This window comes from Streptomyces plumbidurans, from assembly GCF_019857225.1.
Lineage (GTDB): Bacteria > Actinomycetota > Actinomycetes > Streptomycetales > Streptomycetaceae > Streptomyces > Streptomyces plumbidurans.
Genome location: NZ_JAFJSY010000001.1, coordinates 215,782 through 234,228 on the forward strand (window position 1 = coordinate 215,782; position 18,447 = coordinate 234,228).

Below are 18,447 nucleotides of genomic sequence, written 5' to 3' on the forward strand. Positions count from 1 at the left end.
GGCTACCGAGGCTGCCGGGTGCCCAGGCGCTCGTGCACCCAGTCGTGGAACGCGCCGATGTGGTGCTCGCTCGGCACCAGTACGCCTCCCTTGGCGTACAGCCGGGAGCTCATCGCGGGCTGGGTGCGCTCGCAGGCGTCGAAGTCCTGGCGGTTGACCCGGTCGAAGAGCTCCACGGACCGGCTGACGTCCTTCCCGCTCTCCACGACGTGCGGCAGGTAGAGCCAGTCGCACTCGACGATCGTGCGGTCGACGGACACCGGGTACATCCGGTGGAAGATGACATGGTCGGGGACGAGGTTGATGAACACCTGCGGCCGTACGGTGATCGCGTAGTAGCGGCGGTCCTGGTCGTCCGCGACGCCCGGGATGCGGTCCAGCCCCTCCGAGCCGTCGACGGTGAACCCCTTGACGTCCTCGCCGAACTCCGCGCCGTGCCCGACGTAGTACTGGGCGGCGTATCCGTCCGCGAACTCCGGGAGCACTTCCGTGAGTTCGGGGTGGATGGTGGCGCAGTGGTAGCACTCCATGAAGTTCTCGATGATGAGCTTCCAGTTGGCCTTCACGTCGTAGACGATCCGCTTGCCGACGGAGAGACCGGCGATGTCGTAGTGGTCGATCGCCTCGACGTCCCCGAGGCGGGCGACGACGTCCCCGATGACCTCCTCCTCGAAGGAGGGCGGGTCCTCGGCGAGGCAGACCCAGACATAGCCGAGCCATTCGCGCACGGCCACGTTCACCAGGCCGTACTCGGTGCGGCCGACGTCCGGCATCTTGGTCAGATTGGGCGCGGCGACCAGCTTGCCGTCCAGGCCGTAGGTCCAGGCGTGGTACGGGCACTGGAAGGCCCGCTTGACCTCACCGGACTCCTCGGTGCACAGCCGCGCGCCGCGGTGGCGGCACACGTTGAAGAACGCGCGGACCGAGCCGTCGCGCGAGCGGGTCACGAGAAGGGACTCGCGGCCCACGTCGACGGTCCGGAACGCGCCCGGCTTGGCGAGATCGGACGAGCGCACGACACAGAACCACATGCTCTCGAATATGCGCTCCTGCTCCTGGGCGAAGATCGCCGGGTCCGTGTAGGAGGAGCCGGGAAGGGTGGCGATCAGGCTGTCCGGCAGACTGGTCGAGGTCACGGTGCACTCCTCGGGGGACGAGCGCCCCGTAGGGGCGCGGGGAACTGCGCGAGCAACCACAACGGCGCCGCGCACAGACAACAACCCATGTCGGCGCTCACAGCGAAGCGGCAAGCCTCTTGCGCCAGCGCATGAACATCCGCGGCTGGTTCATTCCGAGCACCGCAACCGGGACGCCGGCACGCCGATAGACGGCCAGGACGTTGCGGTCGTCCACGGCGCCCTCCTCGACGGTCAAACTGTCGGCGCCCGCCGCATGCCCGGCGAACTGGATCTTCACGCCGTACTGGTCCGACCAGAAGTACGGCGGCCGGGGCACACCCGGCTCCACCGCCCCGCCGGCCAGCAGGGTGGCGATCGCGGCGTCGGGGCGCTCGCGGGCGCCGGTCCAGTGCTCGACCCGGCGGTGGGTGCCCGCGCGGGGGTCGTACCAGTTGGCGCAGTCGCCGACCGCGACCACCCCGGCCAGGCTGGTGCGCCCGTCGGCGCCGCACTTGACGCCGTTGTCGAGCTGGACGCCGGAGCCCTCCAGCCACTCGACACAAGGGCGGGCGCCGACCCCGACGACCACGATGTCCGCGGGGACGGTGCGACCGTCCTCCAGCAGTACGGCCTCGACCTGGCGCTCACCGCTGAGGCCCTTGACGCCCACCCCGCACAACAGCCGTACGCCGTGGTCCGCATGGAGTCCGGAGACGACGGCGCCCATGGTCTCGCCGAGCGGTCCGGCGAGCGGGGTCGGGGCCGCCTCGATCACCGTCACGTCCAGTCCCAGGGCGCGGGCGGTGGAGGCGACCTCGGCGCCGATGAAGCCGCCGCCGATCACCACCAGCCGTCCCCCGCGGGCCAGTTCGTCCCGCAGGGCGCGGGCGTCGTCCAGCGTGCGCAGGGTGTGCACTCCGGCCAGGCCCTCGGAGCCCGGCAGGCCGCGAGCGGCGGCGCCGGTGGCGATGACGATGCCGTCGGCGCGGACCTCGCTCCCGTCGGCGAGGCGGACCGCGCGCCGTGCCGGGTCGAGTCCGGTGGCGCGGGCGCCGAGCAGCCACTCGGCTTCCAGGTCCTCGTCGTCCGTCTCCAGGACGAGGTCGGCCTCGCCGATGGTGCCGGCCAGGAACTCCTTGGACAACGGCGGCCTGTCGTACGGGCGGTGGGGCTCGTCGCCGATGAGGACGAGCCGTCCGTCGTAGCCCCGCTTGCGCAGGCAGCGGGCCGCCGACAGACCGGCCAGCGAGGCGCCGACCACGGCGACCGTCCTCACGCGATACCCCCGGCGAGGCGGGCGGCGATGCAGGGCGGCAGGTTCGGGGCGTCCGTGGACACCCGCACGTAGACCGTGCCGTCCTCGATCACGACCTCGTGCGTCCGCACCGGGAGCCGGGCGGGCGGGGCGTCGACCGCGCCGGTCCTGAGGTCGAACTTCGAGGCGTGCAGCGGGCATTCCACCTCGCGGCCCTCCAGCCAGCCGTCGGCGAGCGAGGCGTCCTGGTGGGTGCAGGTGTCGTCGATGGCGAAGACCTCGCCGTCGTCGGTGTGGAACACCGAGACCGGTGGATCGATGTCGAGCCTGAAGGCCTCACCTCGCGGGAGATCCGCGAGACGGCACGCGGGAATCATCATGACACCTCGGGTGCGTATAACGAAACGGATTGCGGTAAGCGCAACATCAGTCTGGGGTCGCCCAGAACCGCTGTCAAGGCGTTCCGGGAGCAGGTTTATGGCCCGAACGGAGTTGCTCCATATGCAACTTGCAGCAACATGAGAAACAACGGAAGCATGGGCAAGCCCGCCTTTCCGTCCGGTGCGCACCGGACGGAAAGGCGGGCTTGCCTGCGGCAACGGCCCCGCTCAGCCCTCAGAAACCGCGGTCGATCCACTCCTGCAGATGAGGCGCCTCGGCGCCGACGGTGGTCGTGTCCCCGTGGCCGGTGTGCACGGTGGTACCGGCGGGCAGCGTGAGCAGCCTTTCCCGGATGGACTCGACGATGGTCGGGAAGTCGCTGTACGACCTTCCCGTGGCCCCCGGCCCGCCCGCGAAGAGGGTGTCACCGCTGAAGAGCGCCCCGAGGGCGGGCGCGTACAGGCATACGGCTCCGGGCGCGTGGCCGGGCGTGTGCAGCACGGTCAGTTCTACGCCGGCCACCGTCAGGGTCTGCCCGTCGGCCAGGTCGGCGTCGGGCGTCCGGTCGGGATGCGTCTGCTTCCACAGCGGCAGGTCGTCCGGGTGCAGCAGGACCGGTGCGCCGGTGCGGGCGGCCAGTTCGGGGGCGGCGTTGACGTGGTCGTCGTGGGCGTGGGTGCAGACGACGGCTCGCAGGGCGCGGTCGCCGACGGCCTCGGCGATCGCGTCCGCGTCGTGCGCGGCGTCCACGACGATCACCTCGTGGTCGTCGCCGACGATCCAGACGTTGTTGTCGACGTCCCAGGTGCCGCCGTCCAGCGAGAACGTGCCCGAGGTGACGAGGCGTTCGACGCGCACGGCGGCCATCAGAACACCACCACCGAGCGCAGCACGTCGCCGCCGTGCATCCGCTCGAACGCCTTCTCCACCTCGTCCAGCTCGATCGTCTCGGTGACGAACGTGTCCAGCGGCAGGCGGCCCTGGAGGTAGAGGTCGATCAGCATCGGGAAGTCGCGGGAGGGCAGGCAGTCGCCGTACCAGGAGGACTTCAGGGAGCCGCCACGGCCGAAGACGTCCAGCAGCGGCAGCTCCAGCTTCATCTCCGGGGTGGGCACGCCGACCAGCACCACGGTCCCGGCGAGGTCGCGGGCGTAGAAGGCCTGCTGGTACGTCTCCGGGCGGCCGACCGCCTCGATGACGACGTCGGCGCCGAAGCCGCCGGTCAGTTCGCGGATCGCCTCGACCGGGTCGCCCTCGCGGGAGTTGACGGTGTGGGTGGCGCCCAGCTTCCGCGCGGTGGCCAGTTTGCGGTCGTCGATGTCGACCGCGATGACCTTGGCGGCGCCCGCGAGGTTCGCGCCGGCGATCGCCGCGGCTCCGACGCCTCCGCAGCCGATGACGGCGACGCTGTCGCCGCGGCCGACACCGCCGGTGTTGATCGCCGCACCGATGCCCGCCATGACACCGCAGCCGAGCAGACCGGCGGCGGCCGCGGACGCCTTCCGGTCGACCTTGGTGCACTGCCCGGCCGCGACGAGGGTCTTCTCGGCGAACGCGCCGATGCCCAGCGCGGGCGACAGCTCGGTGCCGTCGGTCAGGGTCATCCTCTGCTTGGCGTTGTGGGTGTTGAAGCAGTACCAGGGGCGGCCGCGCAGACAGGCCCGGCACTGACCGCACACGGCACGCCAGTTGAGGATCACGAAGTCGCCGGGGGCCACATCGGTGACGCCCTCCCCCACGGACTCCACCACGCCCGCCGCCTCGTGGCCGAGCAGGAAGGGGAAGTCGTCGTTGATGCCGCCCTCGCGGTAGTGCAGATCGGTGTGGCACACCCCGCACGCCTCGATCTTCACCAGCGCCTCGCCCGGGCCCGGGTCGGGCACGATGATCGTTTCCAGGCTGACGGGGGCACCCTTGCCCCGCGCGACGACGGCGCGGACCTGATGGGTCATGGCGACTCCTCGGCTGTGAAGAACTCGAACGTGGAAGCCAGTCGGAACTGAGTTGCTCAATACGGCACGTATCTCGTGTGTCGCAACACAGCATCATGGAGCGCGGACCGTGGGTCAAGACGCGAAACGGCCCCGGCACGGCAGAAGCCGTACCGGGGCCGCCCCATCGGGTCAGCGCCGGGATCACCCGATCTCGACGAGCAGGTCACCGCCCTCGACCTGCTGGATCTTGGTGATCGCCAGCCGGGAGACGCGGCCCGCCTTCGGGGCGGTGATCGCGGCCTCCATCTTCATGGCCTCGATGGTCGCCACGGTCGCCCCGGCGTCCACCTCGTCGCCCTCGGCGACCGCGAGGGTGACCACACCGGCGAACGGTGCGGCGACATGGCCCGGGTTGGACCGGTCGGCCTTCTCCGTCACCGGGATGTCGGAGGCGGCGGAGGTGTCGCGCACCTGGATCGGCCGCAGCTGGCCGTTCAGGGTGGACATCACGGTGCGCATGCCGCGCTCGTCGGCCTCGCCGACGGCCTCCAACTCGATCAGCAGCCGGACGCCGGGCTCCAGGTCGACGGTGTACTCCTTGCCCGGACGCAGACCGTAGAAGAAGTCCTTGCTGTCGAGCACGCTGGTGTCGCCGTAGGCGTGCCGGTGGTTGTCGAAGTCCCGGGTCGGGCTGGGGAACAGCAGCCGGTTGAGCGTGGCGCGCGGCTCCTTCGCCAGGCCCTCGCGGTCCTCCGCCGTCAGCTCCTGGACCGGGCGGGGCTCGGCGCGGCCTTCAAGTGCCTTGGTGCGGAAGGGTTCCGGCCAGCCGCCGGGCGGGGTGCCCAGCTCGCCGCGCAGGAATCCGATGACCGAGTCGGGGATGTCGTAGCGGTTCGGGTTCGCCTCGAAGTCGGCCGGGTCCACGCCGGCGCCCACCAGGTGCAGCGCGAGGTCGCCGACCACCTTGGAGGACGGGGTGACCTTCACCAGGCGGCCCAGCATCCGGTCGGCCGCCGCGTACATCGCCTCGATGTCCTCGAAGCGGTCGCCGAGGCCGAGCGCGACGGCCTGGGTGCGCAGGTTGGAGAGCTGGCCGCCGGGGATCTCGTGGTGGTAGACGCGGCCGGTCGGGGAGGCGAGGCCCGCCTCGAAGGGGGCGTAGATCTTGCGGACGCTCTCCCAGTACGGCTCCAGGTCGCCGACGGCCTGCAGATCCAGTCCGGTGGGCCGCTCGGAGTGGTCGGTGGCGGCGACGATCGCCGACAGGGAGGGCTGCGAGGTCGTACCGGCCATGGAGGCGACCGCGCCGTCCACCGCGTCCGCGCCCGCCTGGATCGCGGCGAGGTAGGTGCCGAGCTGGCCGCCTGCGGTGTCGTGGGTGTGCAGGTGCACCGGCAGGTCGAACTCACGGCGCAGCGCGGAGACGAGGGTCGCGGCGGCCGGGGCGCGCAGCACACCGGCCATGTCCTTGACGGCCAGGACGTGGGCGCCGGCCTCGACGATCTGCTCCGCCAACCGGAGGTAGTAGTCCAGGGTGTAGAGGCGCTCGTTCGGGTCGGACAGGTCCGCGGTGTAGCAGAGGGCGACCTCGGCGATCGCGGTGCCCGTCCCTCGTACGGCGTCGATGGCGGGGCGCATCTGGCCGACGTCGTTGAGGGCGTCGAAGATGCGGAAGATGTCGATGCCGGTGGCCGCGGCCTCCTGCACGAAGGCGTCGGTCACCTCGGTCGGGTACGGGGTGTAGCCGACGGTGTTGCGGCCGCGCAGCAGCATCTGCAGACAGATGTTGGGCACGGCCTCGCGCAGCGCGGCCAGCCGCTCCCACGGGTCCTCGGCGAGGAAGCGCAGCGCCACGTCGTAGGTGGCGCCGCCCCAGCACTCCAGGGACAGCAGCTCGGGCAGGGTGCGGGCGACCACCGGGGCGACCGCGAGGAGGTCCTTGGTGCGCACCCGGGTGGCCAGCAGCGACTGGTGCGCGTCGCGGAAGGTGGTGTCCGTGATGCCGATGGTCGGCGACTCGCGCAGCGCGCGGGCGAAGCCCTCCGGGCCCAGCTCGACGAGCCTCTGCCGCAAGCCCGCGGGTGGCTCACCGGCGGGCAGCGCGGGCAGCTTGGAGGTCGACTCGATCAGGTGGGGGCGCTCGCCGTGCGGCTTGTTGACGGTGACGTCGGCCAGGTAGGTGAGCAGCTTGGTGCCGCGGTCGGCGGAGGAGCGGGCGGTCAGCAGATGCGGCCGCTCCTCGATGAACGACGTCGTCACCCGCCCGGCCCGGAAGTCCGGGTCGTCCAGCACGGCCTGCAGGAACGGGATGTTGGTGGCCACACCGCGGATACGGAACTCGGCCACGGCACGCCGGGCCCGGCCGATCGCGGACGGGAAGTCCCGGCCCCGGCAGGTCAGCTTGACCAGCATCGAGTCGAAGTGGGCGCTGATGTCCGTACCGGCGTGGGTGGTGCCGCCGTCCAGCCGGATGCCCGAGCCGCCGGGCGAGCGGTAGGCGCTGATGCGGCCGGTGTCCGGGCGGAAGCCGTTGGCCGGGTCCTCGGTGGTGATACGACACTGCAGGGCCGCGCCGTGCAGCCGCACCGTCTCCTGCGACAGGCCCAGGTCGGCCAGGGTCTGGCCGGAGGCGATGCGCAGCTGGGACTGGACGAGGTCGACGTCGGTGACCTCCTCGGTGACCGTGTGCTCGACCTGGATGCGCGGGTTCATCTCGATGAAGACGTGGTTGCCGTCGCGGTCGAGCAGGAACTCCACCGTGCCCGCGTTGCGGTAGCCGATGCCGCGCGCGAAGCGCACCGCGTCGGCGCAGATGCGGTCGCGCAGCTCGGGGTCGAGATTGGGCGCCGGGGCCATCTCGATGACCTTCTGGTGGCGGCGCTGCAGGGAGCAGTCGCGCTCGAAGAGGTGGATGACGTTGCCCTCGCCGTCGGCGAGGATCTGCACCTCGATGTGGCGGGGGTCGACGACGGCCTTCTCCAAAAAGACGGTCGGGTCGCCGAAGGCGGAGGCCGCCTCGCGGGACGCGGCCTCGATGGACTCGCGCAGCGCGGCCGGGTCCTCGACGCGGCGCATACCGCGCCCGCCGCCGCCCGCGACCGCCTTCACGAACACCGGGAAGCCGATCTCCTCGGCGGCGCGGACGAGTTCGTCGATGTCGTTGGAGGGTTCGGAGGAACCGAGGACGGGGACACCGGCCGCACGGGCGGCGGCCACGGCGCGCGCCTTGTTGCCGGTCAGTTCCAGGGTCTGCGCGCTGGGGCCGACGAACGTGATGCCCGCCTCCTCGCAGGCGCGCGCGAGCTCCGGGTTCTCGGACAGGAAGCCGTAGCCCGGGTAGACCGCGTCGGCGCCCGCCTCGCGCGCGGCGCGGACGATCTCCTCGACGGAGAGGTAGGCCCGCACGGGATGCCCCTGCTCACCGATCTCATAGGCTTCGTCGGCCTTGAGCCGGTGCAGCGAGTTGCGGTCCTCGTACGGGAAGACGGCGACGGTCCTCGCACCCAGCTCGAACCCGGCGCGGAACGCCCTGATCGCGATCTCACCACGGTTGGCGACCAGCACCTTGCGGAACATCACCGCTCCCTTCAGCCTGCCGATGACGTGCACCATGGTGTCGGTCACGATCCCGTCACGCCATGTGAGCCGGGCCACTCACATCAAGATGTGCTCTCGGTTGCCGCATTCCTGATTGCCTCGCGTGTGCCGGGGTAGCTGCCGCGGCGGCCCATGTTCTCGGTGCGATGGATGTCCTCGTCGTGACGGGCCTCCGACGACCACTCCTCGTCGCCGAGGTCGAGCAGTGCCGCGATCGTGTCGGTGTCCGGCAGTGGGCCGTGGTCCCCCGTCACGCGGAGGGCCGACGAAGCGGTGATGTGGCCGAGGCGCAGGGACCGTCGCAGGGCCTCGCCGCGCAGCAGGCCCGCCAGGAAGCCGGCGGCGAAGGCGTCGCCCGCGCCCACGGGCTCGACGACCTCGGTGCGCAGGGCCGGAACCGTGCACGCTTCTCCGTCCGCGAAGGCGTGGGCCGCCACCCCGCCGTCCTTGACGACCAGGATGCGCGGGCGGGCCAACAGCCGTCGTACGTCGGCCGGTTGGAGGTCGGCGCCCCACAACTCCTGTGCCTCGTCGAGGCCGACGAAGGTGATGTCGGCGTGGTCGGCCAGGTCGCGCAGCACCGTGGCGGCCGTGCCGTCGGGCCAGAGGGCGGGGCGGTGGTTGACGTCGAAGCTGACGGCGTGGGGGCGGTCGCCGGGCGGGGTGCCGAGGGCGGCTTCCACGAGTTTCCGGCAGGACGGGGAGAGGGCCGGCGTGACTCCGGTGAGGTGCACCAGGGCGGCCGACCGCACGCGTTCGTCGTCCAGCGTCTCGGGCCCCAAGGCCGAGGCCGCCGAGCCGCTGCGGTAGTAGTGCACGCGGGTCCGGTCGCGGCCCGGGTCCTTCACCAGCAGGCCGGTGGGCCGCTCCGGATCGGTCCGTACGCCCCTGACGTCTACGCCCGCGGCAGCCACGGCCGCCCGCACCCGCCGCCCGAAGGCGTCGTCGCCGAGAGCGGAGAGCCAGGAGACGCTGCGGCCCAGATCGGCGAGGTACATGGCAACGTTCGACTCGGCTCCGGCCACTGACAGCCGCAGATCCTCGGCGGTGTCGAGGGGCACGGGCGGGGTGGGCGCCAGGGCGGCCATGGTCTCGCCGATGCAGACGACACTGCCGTCCGACGGGAACGGAACATCGAGGACGCCGTTCATGACACCTCCGAAGAGGGGCGGTACGCGGCCGCCGGCGTGCCCGGCACGTCGACCCGGGCGGTGAACACGGCGCCGTCGTGCGGGCCGGGCGCGGTGAGGCCGACGCGGGCGGTCGTGATGTGCAGGACGTCCTCCCGCAGACAGACCCCCGCGGGCTGCCTCGCGGGCAGACGGAGGGTGCGGTCGAGTCGGCCGTCGGACAGATACCGGCGTACGGTCCCGGTGCCCCACACCGCGATCCAGACGGCGCCCTCGGCATCGACCGTCATGCCGTCGGGGCTGCCGTCGTCCACGGTCAAGAAGGTCTCCGGCGCGCCGAGTTCACCCGTCGCCGGGTCCACGGGATAGCGGCGGACGAGCCCGCGTGCGCTGTCGGCGAGGTACATCGCCGTGCCGTCCGCCGTGAACGCGGGCCCGTTCGGCACGGTGATGCCGTCGAGGACCCGGGTCACCGTGCCGTCGTGGTCGACCCGGTAGAGCGAACCCGCTCCCTCGTCGGCGTCGTAGGCCATGCTGCCCGCCCAGAACCGGCCGGAGGGGTCGGCGGCCGCGTCGTTCATCCGCATGGCGACCGGGGCGCCGTCCTCGGGCCGCGCCAGCCACGTCGTCTTCCCGTCGGGGGCGAGCAGGCAGATGCCGGTGCCCGCGGCGGCGATCCAGGTGCCGGGGCGGTCGGCGACGGGCGCCACCGCGCCCAACGGGAAGGGCAGGTGGGCCAGTTCCCGTAGGGGGGCGGTGGGATCGTCGGGCGCCGAGAGCAGGCGGCCGGCCAGGATGTCGACCAGGACCATCCCCTCATCGGTCCAGCGGATGCCCTCGCCGAGTTCCAGACGGTCGGGGCGCAGGGGCTCGTCGGGTAGCAGATCGCTCACTGCGCTGACAGTCACTGGTCGAACTCCCCCACCACGGCCCGGAACGCGCGGGCGCGCTCCCGCAGGTCCGCGATGCTGCCGCCGTCCGCCGCGTCGCCGATGAGCGGCGAGCCGACACCGACCGCGATCGCACCGGCGGCCAGGTACTCCCGCGCGGCGGCCTCGTCGACCCCGCCCACCGGCACGAAGGGGGCATCGGGGAACGGCCCGCGCAGCGCCTTGAGGTAGCCGGGGCCGCCCGCCTGCGACGCGGGGAAGATCTTCAGCGCGGCGGCGCCGAGGCCACGCGCGGCCACGATCTCGGTCGGGGTCATCACCCCCGCGAGGACCGGCATGCCCAACTCCTGTGCGGCGCCGACGCCTTCGCCGAGCGCCGGGGTGACGGCGAAGTCCGCCCCCGCCCGGTGCGCGACCCGCGCGTCGTCGGCGGTCAGGACCGTACCGGCGCCGAGCGGGCGGTCGGGGCCGAGGGATTGCCGGGCCTGCTCGATGACGGTGAGGGCGTCCTTGCCGGTCAGCGACACCTCGATCAGCTCGATGCCCTCGGCGGCCAGGGCCAGGACGGTGCGCAGGGCGGCGTCGGGGTCGTTCCCCCGCACGATGGCGACGAGACGGTGGGCGGCCAGGGCCGCTCGCAGATCCATGAACACAGGCTCCAATGCGTACGGTTTCAGGGGCAGTTGCAGGCCGCGGTCACGGTGAGCCGCCAGCGCACCTCGCCGGACGCGGGCACCTCGGCTGCGTCGCCCGGACCCGCCTCGGCGAGGTCGAAGACTCGGCCGAGCATGGGCTCGACGCCTGTGCTGCGGTAGGGGCCGGTGTCCGGGAAGCCGCCGAGGTTGCGCCACAGGGCGATCGACACGGGCTGAGCCGCACCCCCGAATACTTCGAGCGCGAACGACAGGCAATCCTCGTCGTCGTGGACGCACGCACGGGCCGCGTCCACGACCGCTCCGACCGCGGTGCCGTCGTCCGGTCCGAAGCGGTCCAGGCGCGTTCCGGCGGGCGTGGGCCAACTGCCCCGCATCCAGGGCCCGTTGGCCGTCGGATACAGCCGCGTATCCGCCCCCTCGGGCAGCTGCACGACCGCCCGCGACGAGAGGTCCAGCAGCGCGTGCGCGGCCCACACGAACCGGAAGCCGGGGTCGGCCGACAGGACGTAGTCGACCCTGCCGCCCTCCCCCACCGTCCGGTGCAGCGAGAACCGCTCGCAGCGCACGCTCTCCGTGCCGGCCCCGTCGCTGGTCCACGCCCGCGACCAGGCCTCACCGTGATCGGGCGTGCCCCGCACGGTCGGCACGCACTCCTCCAGCCCGCCCGCGTCGACGAAGGCGTCGCCGGGAGACACCCGCTCGCGCCCCACACCGTCGCGTCGCCACAGCCACTCGCGGCCGCCGGCACTCAGTGACGTCCAACGCCCGCCGTGCGCCGGGTCGGTGACGATCTGCAGCGCGCCCACCGTCGCCCCTTCCGTCACCACTCCGCGAACGACCCGTCCGCATGCCGCCACACCGGATTGCGCCACGCATGCCCGGTCCGGTCGGCCGCGCGCACCGCCGCCTCGTCGATCGTGACCCCGAGCCCGGGTGCGTCGCCGCGCGGCGCGTACCCGTCCACGAACCGGAACGGCTCGGTGTCGACGACGTAGGAGAGGAGATCCGCGCCCTTGTTGTAGTGGATGCCGCGACTCTGCTCCTGGATGAGGAAGTTCGGCGTGGCGAAGGCGACTTGGAGGCTGGCCGCCAGGGCGATCGGGCCGAGGGGGCAGTGCGGGGCGAGCTGGGCGCCGTAGGTCTCGGCGAGTGAGGCGATGCGGTGGACCTCGGAGATGCCGCCGGCGTGCGAGAGGTCGGGCTGGGCGACGGCGACGCCCGCGGCGAGGACGGGCAGGAACTCCGAGCGCGAGTACAGGCGTTCGCCGGTGGCGAGCGGCACCGAGGTCGAGGTGACGAGGCCCGGCAGCAGATGGCTCTGCTCGGGCAGGACCGGTTCCTCCACGAACAGCGGGTGCAGCGGGGCGAGTTCGGCGAGGACGCGGCGGGAGGCGGCGGCGCTGAATCGGCCGTGGAAGTCGACGGCGACGTCCCGGTCCGGGCCGAGGGCCTCGCGGGCGGCGGCGACGCGGGCGACGACGGCGGCGGTCTCGGAGACGGTGGAGACGGGCGAGGTGGCTCCGGCGCCGTTCATCTTGACCGCGGTGAAGCCGGCCTCCACCTGTTCGGCGATCTGCTCGCCGAGTGCGGCGGGTTCGTCGCCGCCGACCCAGGCGTAGACCCGGACCCGGTCGCGTACGGGGCCGCCGAGCAGGGCGTGCACCGGGGCGCCGTAGGTCTTGCCCGCGATGTCCCACAGGGCCTGGTCGATGCCGGCGACGGCGCTGGAGAGGATGGGGCCGCCGCGGTAGAAGCCGCCCTTGGTGAGGACCTGCCAGTGGTCCTGGATGCGCAGCGGGTCCTGGCCGATCAGGTATTCGGCCAGGACGTCCACGGCGGCGCGGACGACCTCGGCGCGGCCCTCGACGACGGGCTCTCCCCAGCCGACCACGCCGTCGTCGGTCTCGACGCGGCAGAACAGCCAGCGCGGCGGGACCAGGAACGTCTCGATTCGGGTGATCTTCACTGGGTGGGGGTGCCTTCCGTCTCGTCGGCGGTGCCGATCCGGTCCAGGTCGCGGCCGGCCTGTTCGAGCAGGGCACGCATGGCGGCCTCGGCGGCCACGGGGTCCTGGTCGCGTACGGCGTCCAGGACGGCGCGGTGGGCCGGTATCGGGTCCTGGCTGTGGGGGGAGCTGTGCACGATGCGGTCGCGGTGGGCGAGACCGGACTCGATCACCATTTCCATGCGTTCGAGGAGTTCGTTGTGGGTGGCGGTGAGCAGGGCGCGGTGGAAGGCGAGGTCGGCCTCGACCGCGTGCGACGCCCCGGCGTCCTCCTGCCCCATCGCGGTGATCGCCGCGTCGAGGGCGACCAGGTCGGCGTCGGTGCGGCGCTGCGCGGCCAGGCGCACCGCGGCGGGTTCGATGATGGCGCGGACCTCGGCGAGGTTCTGCAGCAGCGCCCGGTCGGCGTCGCCGGTGCGGCCGCCCTCGAACTGCCAGCGCAGCACGTCGGCGTCGAGCAGGTTCCAGTCGGCCCGCGCGCGGACGAAGGTGCCGCGTTTCTGGCGGGCGTCGACCATGCCCTTGGCGGCGAGCACCTTCAGGGACTCGCGCAGCGCGGTGAGGCTCACGTCCAGCTCGCTCTGCAGCGCCACCAGGTCGAGCGTGGCCCCCTCGGGGATGTCACCGCCCAGGATGCGGCGCGCGAGGGCCTCGACGGTCTGGCCGTGCACACCTCGGCGGGCGTAGGGGGTCATGTCGTAGAGCCTTTCTGCTGCTTCGTCTGCTTCACGACGGGCGTCCTCTGCTTCACGATGGGCATCCTCATGCCGAGGCCTTCACAACGCTCCAGCCACCGTCCACCACGAGACTCGTCCCGGTGATGTAGGACGCCTCGTCGGCGGCGAGGAACGCGATGGCCGCGGCCACCTCCTCGGGTGTCCCGAACCGCCGGGCCGCGGTCTCCGCGACGCTGCGCTCCCGCTCGTCCTCGGGCACCCTGTCCCACGCGCCGGTCAGGATCGGCCCCGGTACGACGGCGTTGACGCGCACCTCGGGCCCGTACTCGACGGCGAGCTGCCCGCACAGGGAGAGCAGGGCGCCCTTGGAGGCGGCGTAGGCGGGGTGTCCGGGCAGGCCGCGGTGGGCGTGCACGGACGAGGTCAGCACCACCGCGCCCTGCCGCTCGCGCAGATCGGGCAGGAAGGCCCGAACGCCCAGGAAGCTGCCGGTCAGGTTGACGTCGAGCTGGCGCTGCCAGGACGGCAGGGTCATCTCGTGGGCGGGCGTGACGTCGACCGTGAAGGCGTTGCTGACCAGGACGTCCACGGGCCCGTAGGCGTGCGCGGCGGCGGCGATGCGGGACCAGTCCTCCTCGCGGGCGACGTCGGCGGTCACGAACCGGGCCCGGCCGCCGTCCTTGCCGATGCGCTCCGCCACGGCCTCGCCGCGCTCCTCGGCGACGTCGGCGAGCACGACGTGGGCGCCCTCCTCGGCGAGGCGTGCGGCGGTCGCGGCTCCGATGCCGGAGGCCGCTCCGGTGACCACGGCCGTGCGGCCGGTGAAGCGGCTGCCGTGCCGTCGTGCGGGCTGGTCCATCGTGGAATCCGACTCCTTCGCGGGAAAGGGCTTGCTCGAAAACATACGGGGCTCATTCACGTGTCACCCGACGAGGTTCGCGTATCGGCACGAGCGGGTTCACGGGTCAGTACGACCAGGTCGGCGTCGTGCCCGGCGCTCCAGGCGAACGGCAGCCCGTAGTGCAGCAGATGGGCCCCGCCGTACGTCGTCCCGGTCGCCGTGTCGCGGTAGCGGGCCGCCGGGTCGAGTCCGCGCAACCGCAGCCGGTCGGGGCGGCCGGGCAGCAGCGGGGCGCCGTCGAGGCGGCCGGTGCTCAGCGCCGCGACGACGGTGCGCCCGCCGGCGTCGTACTGCACTCCGCAGGTCGGGTTTTCGGGGCTGCCGAGCAGCCGCGCCTCCCCGTGGTGGATGACGTCGCGCACCTCCTTGTAGCGGGCGATCCAGTGCGCGGCCTCGGCCCGCTGCTCCGGGCTCCAGGTCCGCAGGTCGGCGCCGATGCCCAGGACCCCGCACATGGCGTTGACGAAGCGGAAGGCGAGGCTGCGCGGGCGCGGGTCGAAGACGCCGGGGGCGTCGGTGACCCAGGAGCTCATGACGTGCGGAGCGTGTGCGTGCAGGAAGCCGTGCTGAATGGCGAGGCGGTCCAGCGGGGCGGTGTTGTCGCTGGGCCACACGACGTCGGTGCTGGCGATCGTCGCGTGTTCGACGCGTCCGCCGCCGCCCGCGCAGCCCTCGACGGTGACGCCGGGGTGGGCGGTGCGCAGATGGTCCAGGACGCGCAGGTAGCCGGCGACGTGCTCGGCGTCCAGGTCGAGGCGGTCGGCGGGCCCGGCGCCGGGGCGGCCGCGCTCCGTGGGCGGGCGGTTCATGTCCCACTTCAGGTAGCTGATCTCGTGGGCGCCGAGGAGCCGGTCGAGCGTGCCGATCACGAAGTCCTGGACATCTCTGCGGCCGAGGTCGAGCAGGAGCTGGTTGCGGACCAGGCGGGCCGGGCGCCCCTCGATCCGGTACGCCCACTCGGGGTGCTCGGCGTACAGCCGGCTGCCGGGGCTGACCGCCTCGGGCTCGACCCACAGGCCGAAGTCCAGGCCCAGGGCCCGTACGTCGGCGACGAACCGGTCGAAGCCGTCCGGGAAGGCGGCCGGGTCGGGGTACCAGTCGCCCAGTCCCCCGGTGTCGTCGTGCCGCCCGGTGAACCAGCCGTCGTCGACGACGAACAGCTCGGCGCCGATGTCGGCGGCCACCTTGGCCAGCTCCAACTGCCCGGCGGCCTCGACGTCGAAGCCAGTCGCCTCCCAGGAGTTGTAGAGCACCTTGCGGGGGCGGTGCAGGCGATCGCCCGTCAGCAGGCGTTCGTAGCGGTGCCAGACGCGGGAGAGGCCGTCGAGCCCGTCCGGGCTGAAGGCGCAGGTCAGGCGGGGCGTGACCAGGGTGTCGCCGGGCGCCAGGAGGACGGCGCCCTCGTGCGGGACGCGCCCGGCGCGCACGCGCACGCTGCCGCCCGGCTCGGCCTCCGCCGTGATGTGCCAGTTGCCGGGCCACTCCAGGGCGACGCCGTAGGCGGCCTCTTGGTCCTGCACGGCGAGCCAGGGCGCGTACGCGTGTCCGGGCGCCCCCTGTCGGCTGCCGATGCCGAACGTGCCTCGGGGCAGCTCGAGTTGGGTGCGCTGGAACTCCTGCGACCACTGCCCGCTCAGATACGTCAGCCGGGCCGCCGCCCCCGCCACGGGGATGTTCACCGCTGCCGAGTCGAACCGCTCCAGCCTCAACTCCCGGTCTCGGGCAGTGTGTTCGGTCCAGCGCAGTAGTACGTCCGTGCCGGGCACGGTCTCGTAGCACAGGACCGTGCGCAGGCCCAGCAGTTCGTCGGCGAAGGCGAGCCGCAGGCTTCCCGGGCCCTCCTCGGCGCCGTCGAACTCCCACCACACTCCCCGCTCGCCGCCCGGCCCGGCCGCCACCAGCTCTGCGCCGGTGAACGGCCGCAGTCCGTACGGCAGATACTCGGCGGGCGCGGCGTCGGCGGGCGTGATGAAGTGGGTGCGGTGCGACCAGTCCAGGGCGGAGGGACCGTCCTCCACGCCGAGCGGACCCCAGGCGTCCAGCTCGGCCCACGGGCCGTCCGGGGAGAGGCGCACCGTGTAGCTGGTGTGCTCGGTGCGCAAGGTCCAGCGCCGGTGGGTCACTTGACCGCTCCCAGGTTGAGGCCCGCCACGAAGTGCCGTTGGAAGCGCAGGAAGACGGCGACCGTGGGGGCGGCGGCGATGACCGAACCGGCGGCGATCACGTTCCACATCGACACGTACTGGCCCTGCAGTCCGATGAGGGCGGCGGTGATCGGCATCTTGGTGTCGCTGCGCAGGACGGTGATCGCCCAGAGCAGGTCGTTGAAGATCCAGGTGAAGGACAGGGCGCTGAGCGCGGCCAGGGCAGGGCGGGTCAGTGGGAGGATGATGCGCCAGAAGATCTGCCAGGGCCCGGCGCCGTCGACGACCGCGGCCTGCTGGATCTCGGTCGGGATGGACCGCATGAAGCCGTGCAGGACGAAGACGTAGAAGCCGACGCCGAAGCCGATCTGCACGCCGATCAGCGCGGGCAGGGTGTCGTAGACGCCCATCATCTCGCTGAGCTTGGAGACCGGGATGAGCAGGATCTGCGGCGGGAGCAGGTTGCCGCCGAGCATCAGCAGCAACAAGGCGCGGCGGAACGGGAGTTCGTAGCGGCTGAGGGCGAACGCGGCCATCGCGGCGAGCGCGAGCGTGACGATGACGCAGGGAATGGTCACGATCAGGCTGTTGATCAGGGCGCGTTGCTGGCCGCCGTCGTTCCATGCCTGGCCGAAGTTGGACAGGGTGAAGGAGTGCGGCCAACTGCCCAGGCCGTGGGCGGCGATGTCGTCGAAGGAGCGCAGGCTGGTCACCAGGACCAGCAGGATGGGCAGCAGCCACAGCAGGGACAGGGCGCCGGCGCCGAGGTGGAATCCGGCCGTCGCGGCCCTCCTGCGGCGTACCGCCGTGGAGTTGGCGGACATCAGTCGGCCTCCCGGAACGCGCGGACGAGGTAGGAGCAGATGACGCCGAAGGCCAGCACGAAGATGACGACGGCGAGGGCGGAGCCGTAGCCGAGGCGCAGGGACTGGAAGGCGGTCGAGTACATGTAGGTGCTCAGCAGCTCGGACGAGTGGTAGGGGCCGCCGCGGGTCAGGGACCACACGACGTCGAAGGAGCGCAGCGAGTCGATGATGATGACGGACAGAACGACCGCGTTGACACTGCGCAGTTGGGGCAGGGTGACATGGCGGAAGCGCTGCCAGGCACTCGCGCCGTCGACCTTGGCGGCCTCGTACAGCGCGGGGTCGATGCCCTTGAGGCCGGCCAGGTACAGGACCATGACGTAGCCGATCTGCCGCCACAGCGCGGGCACGATCACCGCGTACAGGGCGGTGTCCTGGTCGGCGAGCCAGGGGTGTTGGAGGCTGCCGAGGCCGACCGCGTCCAGGAGGCGGTTGAGGACGCCGTCGGGCTGGTAGATCGCCTGCCAGACCAGGGCGGTCGCGACCAGGGAGAAGACGACGGGCAGGAACAGGGCGGCGCGGTAGAAGCCGACGCCGCGCCGTTCCTGCTGGAGCAGCAGGGCGGCGGCGAGGCCGAGGACGGCGGACAGGCCGCCGAAGACGACCAGCCACAGCACGGTGTGGGCGGCCGCGCTGCGGAAGACGTCGTCGTTCGCCATCTCCCGGAAGTTGTCCAGGCCGACGAACTGCGGTGTCGAGACGCCGTCCCATTTGGTCAGGGCGAGGTAGAAGCCCTGCAGGGCGGGCCAGAAGACCCACACGGACTCGGCGAGCAGCGGGACCAGGACGAAGGCGAGGACGAGGGGTGGGGTGCGCCGGGGGCCCCGGGCCCGCTTGCCGCCTGCGGGCGTGCGGGCCGGGGACTTCCGTTCGGGTGCGGTCAGGACGGCCAT

At 72.3% G+C, this 18,447-nt stretch carries 16 protein-coding genes; all 16 read right to left on the bottom strand.

Features of this window, described 5'->3' with window-relative positions; genetic code table 11:
• Window positions 1-2: 2 nt before the first annotated feature.
• The 16 genes from JYK17_RS00940 to JYK17_RS01015 all read right to left on the bottom strand — a co-directional run bounded on the left by JYK17_RS00940 (window position 3) and on the right by JYK17_RS01015 (window position 18,447).
• Window positions 3-1,136, bottom strand: coding sequence for an aromatic ring-hydroxylating oxygenase subunit alpha (locus JYK17_RS00940; protein ID WP_108009734.1), 1,134 nt, complete (start codon window positions 1,134-1,136; stop codon window positions 3-5).
• Window positions 1,137-1,233: 97 nt separating this feature from the next.
• On the bottom strand, window positions 1,234-2,394 hold the full coding sequence (locus JYK17_RS00945) for an NAD(P)/FAD-dependent oxidoreductase (protein ID WP_128803806.1): 1,161 nt from the start codon (window positions 2,392-2,394) through the stop codon (window positions 1,234-1,236).
• Window positions 2,391-2,753: a bifunctional 3-phenylpropionate/cinnamic acid dioxygenase ferredoxin subunit gene (locus JYK17_RS00950; RefSeq protein WP_128803805.1), complete on the bottom strand. Its 363-nt coding sequence runs from the start codon at window positions 2,751-2,753 to the stop codon at window positions 2,391-2,393. The genes JYK17_RS00945 and JYK17_RS00950 overlap by 4 nt, the downstream gene beginning before the upstream one ends.
• Window positions 2,754-2,988: 235 nt before the next feature.
• The gene (locus JYK17_RS00955; protein WP_128803804.1) at window positions 2,989-3,621 is read right to left on the bottom strand and encodes an MBL fold metallo-hydrolase; all 633 of its coding nucleotides are present in this window, start codon (window positions 3,619-3,621) and stop codon (window positions 2,989-2,991) included.
• Complete coding sequence (locus JYK17_RS00960; protein ID WP_108009742.1) at window positions 3,621-4,706, bottom strand: S-(hydroxymethyl)mycothiol dehydrogenase; 1,086 nt, start codon at window positions 4,704-4,706, stop codon at window positions 3,621-3,623. The genes JYK17_RS00955 and JYK17_RS00960 overlap by 1 nt, the downstream gene beginning before the upstream one ends.
• Before the next feature lie 183 nt (window positions 4,707-4,889).
• Complete coding sequence (locus tag JYK17_RS00965) at window positions 4,890-8,264, bottom strand: pyruvate carboxylase (RefSeq protein ID WP_222809601.1); 3,375 nt, start codon at window positions 8,262-8,264, stop codon at window positions 4,890-4,892.
• Window positions 8,265-8,347: 83 nt separating this feature from the next.
• Window positions 8,348-9,436: a sugar kinase gene (locus JYK17_RS00970; RefSeq protein WP_234547455.1), complete on the bottom strand. Its 1,089-nt coding sequence runs from the start codon at window positions 9,434-9,436 to the stop codon at window positions 8,348-8,350.
• Complete coding sequence (locus tag JYK17_RS00975; RefSeq protein WP_128804589.1) at window positions 9,433-10,308, bottom strand: SMP-30/gluconolactonase/LRE family protein; 876 nt, start codon at window positions 10,306-10,308, stop codon at window positions 9,433-9,435. Before JYK17_RS00975 ends, JYK17_RS00970 begins: the two co-directional genes overlap by 4 nt.
• An 11-nt stretch (window positions 10,309-10,319) precedes the next feature.
• Window positions 10,320-10,952 (bottom strand): bifunctional 4-hydroxy-2-oxoglutarate aldolase/2-dehydro-3-deoxy-phosphogluconate aldolase, encoded by a 633-nt coding sequence (locus JYK17_RS00980; RefSeq protein ID WP_108009747.1) that lies wholly within the window; start codon window positions 10,950-10,952, stop codon window positions 10,320-10,322.
• A gap of 26 nt (window positions 10,953-10,978) precedes the next feature.
• Window positions 10,979-11,785 (bottom strand): hypothetical protein, encoded by an 807-nt coding sequence (locus JYK17_RS00985; RefSeq protein ID WP_308011621.1) that lies wholly within the window; start codon window positions 11,783-11,785, stop codon window positions 10,979-10,981.
• Window positions 11,782-12,927, bottom strand: coding sequence for a galactonate dehydratase (gene dgoD / locus JYK17_RS00990; protein ID WP_222809555.1), 1,146 nt, complete (start codon window positions 12,925-12,927; stop codon window positions 11,782-11,784). The genes JYK17_RS00985 and dgoD overlap by 4 nt, the downstream gene beginning before the upstream one ends.
• The gene (locus JYK17_RS00995; protein WP_108009753.1) at window positions 12,924-13,661 is read right to left on the bottom strand and encodes a FadR/GntR family transcriptional regulator; all 738 of its coding nucleotides are present in this window, start codon (window positions 13,659-13,661) and stop codon (window positions 12,924-12,926) included. Before JYK17_RS00995 ends, dgoD begins: the two co-directional genes overlap by 4 nt.
• Before the next feature lie 67 nt (window positions 13,662-13,728).
• Entirely contained in the window at window positions 13,729-14,502 is a 774-nt protein-coding gene (locus tag JYK17_RS01000; protein ID WP_108009755.1) for an SDR family NAD(P)-dependent oxidoreductase, read from the bottom strand.
• 56 nt (window positions 14,503-14,558) lie between these two features.
• Complete coding sequence (locus JYK17_RS01005) at window positions 14,559-16,667, bottom strand: alpha-galactosidase (protein WP_222809556.1); 2,109 nt, start codon at window positions 16,665-16,667, stop codon at window positions 14,559-14,561.
• Window positions 16,664-17,512 (bottom strand): carbohydrate ABC transporter permease, encoded by an 849-nt coding sequence (locus JYK17_RS01010; protein ID WP_108009759.1) that lies wholly within the window; start codon window positions 17,510-17,512, stop codon window positions 16,664-16,666. Before JYK17_RS01010 ends, JYK17_RS01005 begins: the two co-directional genes overlap by 4 nt.
• A complete protein-coding gene (locus JYK17_RS01015) occupies window positions 17,512-18,447 on the bottom strand; it encodes a carbohydrate ABC transporter permease (RefSeq protein WP_108009761.1) in 936 nt (311 codons plus the stop codon). Before JYK17_RS01015 ends, JYK17_RS01010 begins: the two co-directional genes overlap by 1 nt.